The sequence below is a fragment of the Methylorubrum zatmanii genome, from assembly GCF_014845115.1.
GTDB classification, from domain to species: domain Bacteria; phylum Pseudomonadota; class Alphaproteobacteria; order Rhizobiales; family Beijerinckiaceae; genus Methylobacterium; species Methylobacterium zatmanii.
Map to the genome: position 1 here is coordinate 1 of NZ_NKUI01000081.1, position 3,939 is coordinate 3,939.

Here is a 3,939-nt window from a genome sequence, read left to right on the forward strand (position 1 = left end):
ACCTGCCCGATCCGGCCTCCACGGTGCAGGCGGTCGATGCCCTCTTCCTGTCGGGCGGCTCGGCCTTCGGGCTCGATGCCGGGGCGGGCGTGGTCGCCGCCCTGCGCGAGGCCGGGCGCGGCTTCGCCGTGGGGGAGGCGCGGGTGCCGATCGTGCCCGGCGCGATCCTGTTCGACCTGCTCAACGGCGGCGACAAGGCCTGGGGCCGCTTCCCGCCCTATCGCGACCTCGGCTACGCGGCGGCGATAGGCGCGGCCGGCGAGGCCTTCGCCCTCGGCTCGGTCGGGGCCGGGTTCGGCGCCCGCACCGCCAATCTCAAGGGCGGCCTCGGCTCGGCCTCCGGCGCGGTGCCGGGCCTCGCGGCCCAGGTCGGCGCGCTGGTCGCCGTCAACGCCTTCGGCCGTGTGACCATGGGGGAGGGGCCGCATTTCTGGGCCGCCCCGTTCGAGCGCGACGGCGAGTTCGGCGGTCTCGGCCTGCCGCCCACCGTGCCGGAGGATGTCGTATCCTGGCCGAGCCACGCCCTACCCGGAGCGAACACGACGCTCGCCGTCGTCGCCACCGACGCGGCCCTGACCAAGGCGCAGGCCAAGCGGCTGGCCGTGGTGGCCCAGGACGGGCTCGCCCGGGCGATCCACCCGGCGCACACGCCGCTCGACGGCGACGTGGTGTTCGCGGTCGCCACCGGCGCGGTGCCGCTGGCCGACCCCATCACCGATCTCGCCCGCCTCGGGGCGGCGGCGGCCGAGACGCTGGCGCGGGCGGTGGCCCTCGGCGTCCATTCCGCCACCCGGCTGCCCTGCCTCGACCTGCCGGCCTGGCGGGAGCTGCACGGGCGGGACTGAGCCCCCTCGTGATCGCGGGGCGAGGCCGGAGCGATGACGGAAAAGGGGACTGACACGGGATCCGCTTGATCGAAGCGGTTCCCGTCTCAGCAAGAGGAGCGGGTGCCTGCCAGAACACCTCGCGCGAACAGGGTCTTACAGGTTCGTGTAGTTCGGCCCGCCCGGTCCCTCGGGCGTGACCCAGTTGATGTTCTGGTTCGGATCCTTGATGTCGCACGTCTTGCAGTGGACGCAGTTCTGCGCGTTGATCTGGAAGCGGACCCCGTCGCTGGCGGCGGCATCTTGCACCCATTCATAGACGCCGGCCGGGCAATAGCGGCTCGACGGGCCGCCATAGACATCGTGCTCGGAGGTCTTCTGCAGCCCCATATCCTTCACCTTGAGGTGAGGCGGCTGATCCTCCTCGTGGTTGGTGTTGGACAGGTAGACCGAGGAGAGCCGGTCGAAGGTGAGCTTGCCGTCGGGCTTCGGATAGACGATCGGCGTCACCTCCGCGAGCGGCTTCAGGCAGGCATGGTCCGGCTTGCCGTGGCCGAGGGTGCCGAACAGCGAGGCGTTGGCGATGGTGTTCATCCACATGTCGAGCCCGCCCAGGCCGATGCCGACCAGCGTGCCGTATTTCGACCAGAGCGGCTTGACGTTGCGCACCGGCTTGAGGTCGCGCCCGATCGGGCTGTCGCGCCAGCCCTCCTCGTAGGCGGTCAGCTCGTCGCCCTGGCGGCCGGCGGCGATGGCCGAGAAGATGGCCTCCGCCGCCTGGATGCCGGACAGGATCGCGTTGTGCGAGCCCTTGATGCGCGGCACGTTCACGAAGCCGGCGGAATCGCCCACCAGGCAGCCGCCGGGGAAGACCAGCTTCGGCACCGATTGCCAGCCGCCCTCCATGATCGCCCGCGCGCCGTAGCCGATGCGCTTGGCCCCCTCGAAGGTCTCGCGGATCATCGGGTGGGTCTTGAAGCGCTGGAACTCCTCGAACGGCGACAGGGTCGGGTTCTCGTAGTTCAGATGCGTGACGAAGCCGACCGAGAGCAGGTGGTCGTCGAAATGGTAGAGCCAGGAGCCGCCGCCGGCCTTGTTCGGCAGCGGCCAGCCCATGGTGTGCTGCACCAGCCCCGGCTGGAATTTTTCGGGGCTGAGCTGCCAGAGTTCCTTCACGCCGAGGCCGTATTTCTGGTGATCGCTGTTCCGGTTGAGCTGGAACCGCTCGATCAGCGTCTTGGTCAGCGACCCGCGGGCGCCCTCCCCGAACACCGTGTATTTCGCGCGCAGCTCCATGCCGCGGGTAAAATCGTCCCGAGGCTCGCCGGTGCGGGAGATGCCGAGATCGCCGGTGGCGATGCCGGTGACCGTGCCGCGCGCGTCGTAGAGCACCTCCGAGGCCGGGAAGCCGGGATAGATCTCGACGCCGAGCCCTTCCGCCTTCGCCCCCAGCCACTTCACCGTGTTGGAGAGCGAGCCGACGAAGTTGCCGTGGTTCGACAGCAGCTTGGGGAAGAACACGTTCGGCAGGGTGACGCCGCTGTTCTTGGTCAGGAACAGGAACTCGTCGCGCTCCACCGCGGTCTTGAGCGGCCGCTCGGGGTCGTCGCGCCATTCGGGCAGGAGGGTGTCGAGGCCGAGCGGGTCCACCACCGCGCCCGACAGGATATGCGCGCCGACCTCGCCGCCCTTCTCGACGACGACGACGGAGATCTCCTCGCCCTTCTCCGCGGAAAGCTGCTTGAGGCGGATCGCGGCGGCGAGGCCCGCGGGCCCCGCGCCCACGATCACCACGTCGAAATCCATGCCTTCGCGTTCGGGCAGCGCCATCCTCGTTCCTCCTGGGCCGTTCGATCCGGCCCCTCTCATTGTCAAGATGTCTCTCAAGCGATTCCAAGGTAGGAAGGCAAGGCCGTAAAGGTAGCGGCAGGCCGGCGCAGGGCGCGCCCATGCGACGTTTCCGAGGCGTCGCGGGCGTTGTCCACAGCGCGATCGCACGCCACATGGGACCGATGACGGCGCAGAACGCGGATCACGATGCCAGGGCCGACCTGATCTCCTACCTCGACTTCCATGTCGGGGCGGGGGTCGATGCGGCCCTGGACGAGCAGCCCCATGACCGCTTCGCCGAGGCCGAGGCGGTCGCGCCGGCGCCGGCCCTTCCGGGCCCCGCGCCGTCCCTCCGCCGTGAGGCTCCGCCGCCCCGGGAGAGGGCGGACGAGCGGCCCGGCGCGGGCCCCGACGAGACCCCTAACGAGGCTCCCCTGGCGTTCCGGCGTGAATTGCCGAGCCGCGACGCGCCGCCCGAGCCGGCCCGCACCTACGGCAACGCGGCCAACGCCAAGCCCGGCGAGGCGGCGGACGATGCCCGCGCCCGCGCGGCGGAGATGAAGACCCTCGACGAGCTGGAGGCGCTGCTCAGGGGCTTCGAGGGCTGCGGCCTGCGCTTCACGGCGAAAAACCTCGTCTTCGCCGATGGTAACCCGGAGGCGCGGGTGATGTTCGTCGGCGAGGCGCCGGGGGCCGACGAGGACCGGATCGGCAAGCCGTTCATGGGCCGGTCCGGCCAGCTCCTCGACCGGATGATGGCGGCGATCGGCCTCGACCGCACCACCTCCTACGTCTCCAACATCGTGCCCTGGCGGCCTCCGGGCAACCGCAACCCGACCCCGCAGGAGGTCTCGATCTGCCGGCCCTTCATCGAGCGCCAGATCGAACTCGCGAATCCCGACATCCTGGTCTGCCTCGGCGCCCCCGCGACGCAGACCCTGACCGGCACCAAGGACGGTATCCTCAAGGCCCGCGGGCGGTTCTATCCCTACCGCCTCGGCGACGGTCGCGAGATCCGGGCGCTCGCCACCCTCCACCCCGCCTACCTGCTGCGCCAGCCGGTGCAGAAGCGCCTCGCCTGGCGCGACTTCCGCATGTTGAAGGCGGCCCTCGACGCGGGCCCCTGACGTCCCATAACAGGGCGGCCGGAAATGAAGCGGAACCGTAGCCTCCGCGTTTTCATTTCCAAAGGCCCGTTGGGGACGGGGGAGCAGGGGACAGCGATGCGCTGGGACGATTTTCGCGCCTCGGACAATGTCGAGGACCGTCGCGGCGAGGGCGGGGG

Annotated in this window: 3 protein-coding genes; 2 read left to right on the plus strand and 1 reads right to left on the minus strand. The window is 70.4% G+C overall.

The genetic code is table 11. From position 1 onward, the window contains the following. Positions 1 to 845: P1 family peptidase (locus MZTS_RS11155; protein ID WP_192283897.1), on the plus strand; the 845-nt coding region annotated here is incomplete at its 5' end. 135 nt (positions 846 to 980) lie between these two features. Here the strand turns inward: MZTS_RS11155 and MZTS_RS11160 are convergent. Beyond that, positions 981 to 2,654 (minus strand): electron transfer flavoprotein-ubiquinone oxidoreductase, encoded by a 1,674-nt coding sequence (locus MZTS_RS11160; RefSeq protein ID WP_192283898.1) that lies wholly within the window; start codon positions 2,652 to 2,654, stop codon positions 981 to 983. A gap of 173 nt (positions 2,655 to 2,827) precedes the next feature. Here MZTS_RS11160 and MZTS_RS11165 point away from each other — a divergent pair, with 173 nt between their 5' ends. Further along, on the plus strand, positions 2,828 to 3,781 hold the full coding sequence (locus MZTS_RS11165; protein WP_192283899.1) for a uracil-DNA glycosylase: 954 nt from the start codon (positions 2,828 to 2,830) through the stop codon (positions 3,779 to 3,781). Positions 3,782 to 3,939 lie beyond the last annotated feature (158 nt).

Excerpts from the sequence above, each read along its gene's own strand:
- MZTS_RS11160 (WP_192283898.1), bottom strand. The coding sequence starts at position 2,654 with ATGGCGCTGCCCGAACGCGAAGGCATGGATTTCGACGTGGTGATCGTG.
- MZTS_RS11165 (WP_192283899.1), top strand. The coding sequence starts at position 2,828 with ATGGGACCGATGACGGCGCAGAACGCGGATCACGATGCCAGGGCCGAC.